The organism is Citrobacter sp. (genome assembly GCF_050252275.1).
In the GTDB taxonomy this organism is placed as follows: Bacteria; Pseudomonadota; Gammaproteobacteria; order Enterobacterales; family Enterobacteriaceae; genus Citrobacter_A; species Citrobacter_A amalonaticus.
Genome location: NZ_JBFWLF010000332.1, coordinates 1 through 4,642, shown reverse-complemented (window position 1 = coordinate 4,642; position 4,642 = coordinate 1). Strand labels below are relative to the sequence as shown.

The following is a 4,642-nucleotide window of genomic DNA, read 5'->3' as shown; positions in this document are numbered from 1 at the left end:
CTCTTCCGATCTAAGCTTCAGTGAGATCATTGCGTCGGGCGGTAATGTTGATTCATTAGTAAAATCATTTCTCGGCACCAGGCAAACCGGAATCATCGAATTTTGTCTGCTGGTTTTTTCAAACCTGGCCGTCGCCAGTTCATTTTTTGGTGTGACTCTGGGGCTATTTGATTATCTTGCGGATCTGTTCAAATTCGACAATTCGGCAGTGGGACGTTTTAAAACCGTCTTGTTAACCTTCCTGCCCCCGGCGCTTTTATACTTAATCTTCCCGAACGGTTTTATCTATGGCATCGGCGGCGCAGGGCTGTGCGCAACGATATGGGCCGTGATCATCCCTGCGGTACTGGCCCTGAAAGCCCGCCAGAAGTTCCCCAATAAAATGTTTACCGTCTGGGGCGGCGTCTTTATCCCGACTATCGTGATCCTGTTCGGTGTAGCGGTTATTGTTTGCTGGTTCGGCAACGTCTTCAACCTGTTACCCCGATTCAGTTAAATTGCTGTTCCTCCAGGCTGACATGCCGCCTCATTCAACGCGGCATGTCAGTCAGGGAATCACTGTTGTCCAAATGGCTATTCGCCTTCTTCCCCGGGAGACCATCAAACAACCTCTCCTGACGCAAAAACAGCCAATCCGTACCAGGAAATGTAAATGCGCGTAAGGGAGGCTGATTCAGTCGTACTTTTTGGCTATTTACTCTGTCTATAAACCGAGTAAATGTTACTCTCGTCATTATCACCGACCATTAATCATGGAGAGAAAAATGGCGACCCATTTTGCCAGAGGGATCCTGACGGAAGGACACCTGATTTCGATGCGCCTTCCGTCATCCTGCCATCATGAAGCACGAAGACTCCCCACACATCGCCAGACCCGTTTTCTTGCATCCCGAGGGCTTCTCGCTGAGCTGATATTTATGCTGTATGGCACGCTCGAGTTACCGGAAATCGTATACAAAGCCAAAGGTAAACCGGCATTTCGCGATAAAAATCTACCCAGCTTTTCCATCGCCTATGCCGGTAATATGGTCGGTGTGGCGCTGACAACCGAAGGGGAATGCGGACTGGATATGGAACTCCAGCGCGCCCCCCGTGGATTTATTAGCCCCCATACCGCCGACGTCCCGACCTTCTCCAGCAACGAAAGCCTGTGGATCAGCAAGCAAAACGATCCGGACGAAGCGCGCGCACAGATGATCACCTTACGCCAGAGCGTCCTGAAACTGACGGGTGACGTCCGCAACAACGATCCGCATGAACTGCAATTGCTGCCAGTCTCCGGGCGTCTGAAATGTGCCCGTGTTGCTCAGATTGAGGCTATTTGCGATGCCGAAGACCTGCTGGTGTGGTCAGTTGCGGTTACGCCAGCCATTGATAAACTTCAACTTTGGGAGTTTGATGTTAAGCAGGGCTGGAAAAGCCTGCCTGATATCCAGACCCGCGCGAATGCGCCGACGGGTCGTCTGATGCGATTCGCGCAATTATCTGCCGCGACGTCTTATACGCACAACTGATGGAGTTACCATGTCTGAAACGTTGAATGTTGTTACGTTACTGGGAAGCCTGCGCAAAGGTTCGTTTAACGGTATGGTTGCCCGTACGCTGCCGAAAATCGCCCCGGCGGGTATGAAAGTCAGTGCGTTACCGTCTATCGGTGATATCCCGCTTTACGATGCTGACGTGCAGCAGGAAGAGGGGTTTCCGGCAAGCGTCGACGCGCTGGCTGAGCAAATCCGCCAGGCTGATGGCGTGGTTATCGTTACGCCGGAATATAACTATTCAGTGCCGGGTGGTCTGAAGAACGCCATCGACTGGCTGTCACGCCTGCCCGATCAGCCGCTTTCAGGCAAACCGGTGCTCATCCAGACCAGCTCGATGGGGGCGATTGGCGGCGCGCGCTGCCAGTATCATCTGCGTCAGATCCTGGTTTTCCTGGATGCCATGGTCATGAACAAGCCGGAATTTATGGGTGGCGTGATACAGAACAAAGTAGACCCGCAGACGGGTGAAGTGATTGACCAGAGTACGCTGGACCATCTGACCGGTCAGCTCACCGCGTTTGGCGACTACATCCAGCGCGTGAAGGCGTAAGCCATAAACAAAAAACCCGGTAGCGTGATGCTTACCGGGTTTTTTTATGTCCTGACAGACTTAGTGCGCGTCGATAAACACAATCTTCAGCACAAACAGCAGCGCCACAACGACCACACACGGGCTCAGTTCACGCAGACGACCGGTACCGATTTTCATCACACAGTAAGAGATAAAGCCCAGCGCGATCCCTTCGGTAATCGAGAAGCTGAACGGCATCATCACGGCAGTGATAAACGCCGGTACAGATTCAGTGAGATCGTCCCACTTCACGCGCGCCAGACTGGACGTCATTAACACGCCGACGTAAATCAGCGCGCCTGCAGCCGCATAGCCCGGTACCATTCCAGCCAACGGAGAAAGGAAGATCACCAGCAAGAACAGCAGACCAACCACCACCGCGGTCAGGCCAGTACGCCCCCCAACAGAAACGCCGGAAGAGGACTCGATATAAGCAGTGACGGAAGACGTACCAATAAATGCCCCGGTCACAGAGGAGACGCTATCGACAAACAGCGCCTGCTTCATGCGCGGAAATTTCCCTTTTTCATCCGCCAGACCGGCTTTATCAGTTACGCCGATCAATGTGCCGGAGGAGTCAAACAGGTTAACCAGCATGAAGGAGAAAATCACCCCAGCCAGACCAATGTTAAACGACCCCGCCAGATCGACATGCCCAATCACCGACGAGACGCTCGGCGGCGCAGAGACAATGCCGTTATAGTGCACATCACCCAGCATCCAGCCCAACAGCGTAGTGACGATGATGGATACCAGCACGGCGGCGTGAATATTACGTGACGCCAGGATAGCGATGATAAAGAAACCGAGCACGCCCAGCAGGACGCTATGAGATGTCAGATTACCAATGCTGACCAGCGTTTCCGGATTCGCAACGATGACACCCGCGTTTTTAAGCCCCATCATGCCGATGAATAGACCGATACCGCTGGTGATCCCCACGCGCAGACTGACCGGGATATTGGCAATCATCCAGTAACGCACGCGGAAAATTGTCAGCAGCAGCAGACCGACGGCACCCCAGAAAATCGCCCCCATACCGACCTGCCACGACAGGCCCATCGCGCCAACCACAACGAAGGCAAAGAACGCATTCAGCCCCATCGCGGGCGCAAGTGCCACCGGCAGGTTAGCGAACAGCCCCATCAGAATGCTGCCGAACGCGGCAATCAGACAGGTGGTCACGAAGACGGCGCTGGTGTCCATGCCAGCAACGCCCAGAATTTGCGGGTTAACAAAAACGATGTAAACCATCGTCAGGAAGGTGGTAAAACCGGCGATCACTTCGGTTCGTGCCGTTGTGCCATGTTCGCGCAGTTTGAACACGCGTTCCAGCATCCCCTGACCAGACGTCTGGGTTGTGTGTTGTTGACTCATTATCAATTTCCAAACAAGGAGGGAAAATTCGTCGCTATCCTATACCAAAATGCGACAATAGGGGGTGATTGTGTGAGGTTTTTTTCATTGAATTTGCTTATACGGCAACGATTGCGTTGCACAATCAGGCAGTACGTAAACGTTAAACTAGTGAAAAGGGAAAGGCATGTCCGGAATTGAAGCGGTATTTTTTGACTGTGACGGTACGCTGGTCGACAGTGAAGTGATCTGTTCCCGCGCGTACGTCGCAAAGTTCCAGGAATTCGGTATCACCCTCGATCTCGAAGAAACTTTTAAACGCTTTAAGGGCGTAAAACTCTACGAAATCATTGATATCATTAACGAGGAGCATGGGGTGACGTTGGCCAAAGCCGACTTAGAACCCGTCTACCGCGCCGAGGTCGCACGCCTGTTCGACTCGGAACTGGAAGTGATCCCTGGTGCGAATACCCTGCTGGACAGCATGACGGTGCCGATGTGCGTGGTCTCTAACGGTCCGGTCAGCAAAATGCAACACTCGCTGGGTAAACTGGGCATGCTGCATCATTTCCCGGACAAACTGTACAGCGGCTACGATATTCAACGCTGGAAGCCCGATCCGGCGCTGATGTTCCACGCAGCAAAAGCGATGAACGTCAACGCACAGAACTGCATTCTGGTCGATGACTCTTCCGCTGGCGCGCAGTCAGGGATTGATGCGGGAATGGAAGTGTTCTACTTCTGTGCCGATCCGCACAACAAGCCTATCGAACATCCCAAAGTGACGACTTTTACCGATTTGGCACAGTTGCCGGCGTTGTGGAAAGCACGCGGCTGGAATATTACCCGGTAATTTTTGTAGGCCCGGTAAGCTTGCGCCGCCGGGCAATTGCCGGATGGCGCTAACGCTTATCCGGCTTATTTTCTACGTTTTATCACTCTTTTGGATCTTTACCCGCCAGCAGCTTATCCAGCTCATCACCGCCTACGTGACGGAAATCCTGGCCCTTCACGAAGTAGAAGATGTATTCGCAGATATTCTGGCAGCGGTCGCCGATACGCTCGATAGAGCGCGCGCAGAACAACGCGGTTAACACGCTGGGAATGGTGCGGGAATCTTCCATCATGTAGGTCATCAGTTGACGCACGATCCCTTCGTATTCCTGGTCCACTT

General features: G+C 53.0%; 6 protein-coding genes. 4 read left to right on the top strand and 2 right to left on the bottom strand.

The window, feature by feature from the left end; genetic code table 11:
* The 3 genes from AB7E14_RS20805 to AB7E14_RS20795 form a co-directional block, all read left to right on the top strand.
* Positions 1-496 (top strand): aromatic amino acid transport family protein (locus AB7E14_RS20805; RefSeq protein WP_428169886.1); only part of this gene is annotated, 496 nt, incomplete at its 5' end.
* A 268-nt stretch (positions 497-764) separates the two neighbouring features.
* The gene (locus AB7E14_RS20800) at positions 765-1,514 is read left to right on the top strand and encodes a 4'-phosphopantetheinyl transferase family protein (RefSeq protein ID WP_044327440.1); all 750 of its coding nucleotides are present in this window, start codon (positions 765-767) and stop codon (positions 1,512-1,514) included.
* 10 nt (positions 1,515-1,524) lie between these two features.
* A complete protein-coding gene (locus AB7E14_RS20795) occupies positions 1,525-2,091 on the top strand; it encodes an NADPH-dependent FMN reductase (RefSeq protein ID WP_044268144.1) in 567 nt (188 codons plus the stop codon).
* A 60-nt stretch (positions 2,092-2,151) separates the two neighbouring features.
* On the opposite strand, the gene adeP is transcribed toward AB7E14_RS20795, so the two are convergent.
* The gene (gene adeP / locus AB7E14_RS20790) at positions 2,152-3,489 is read right to left on the bottom strand and encodes an adenine permease AdeP (protein WP_042998744.1); all 1,338 of its coding nucleotides are present in this window, start codon (positions 3,487-3,489) and stop codon (positions 2,152-2,154) included.
* 166 nt (positions 3,490-3,655) lie between these two features.
* Here adeP and yieH point away from each other — a divergent pair, with 166 nt between their 5' ends.
* Positions 3,656-4,321: a 6-phosphogluconate phosphatase gene (yieH, locus tag AB7E14_RS20785; RefSeq protein ID WP_428169885.1), complete on the top strand. Its 666-nt coding sequence runs from the start codon at positions 3,656-3,658 to the stop codon at positions 4,319-4,321.
* Positions 4,322-4,403: 82 nt separating this feature from the next.
* Here the strand turns inward: yieH and AB7E14_RS20780 are convergent.
* The coding region (locus tag AB7E14_RS20780) for a PhoU domain-containing protein (protein WP_428169884.1) at positions 4,404-4,642 on the bottom strand (239 nt) is incomplete at its 5' end.

What these genes read in the sequence shown, in the direction of transcription:
- AB7E14_RS20795 (WP_044268144.1), top strand. Translation starts at nt 1,525, where the DNA reads ATGTCTGAAACGTTGAATGTTGTTACGTTACTGGGAAGCCTGCGCAAA.
- AB7E14_RS20800 (WP_044327440.1), top strand. Translation starts at nt 765, where the DNA reads ATGGCGACCCATTTTGCCAGAGGGATCCTGACGGAAGGACACCTGATT.
- adeP (WP_042998744.1), bottom strand. Translation starts at nt 3,489, where the DNA reads ATGAGTCAACAACACACAACCCAGACGTCTGGTCAGGGGATGCTGGAA.
- yieH (WP_428169885.1), top strand. Translation starts at nt 3,656, where the DNA reads ATGTCCGGAATTGAAGCGGTATTTTTTGACTGTGACGGTACGCTGGTC.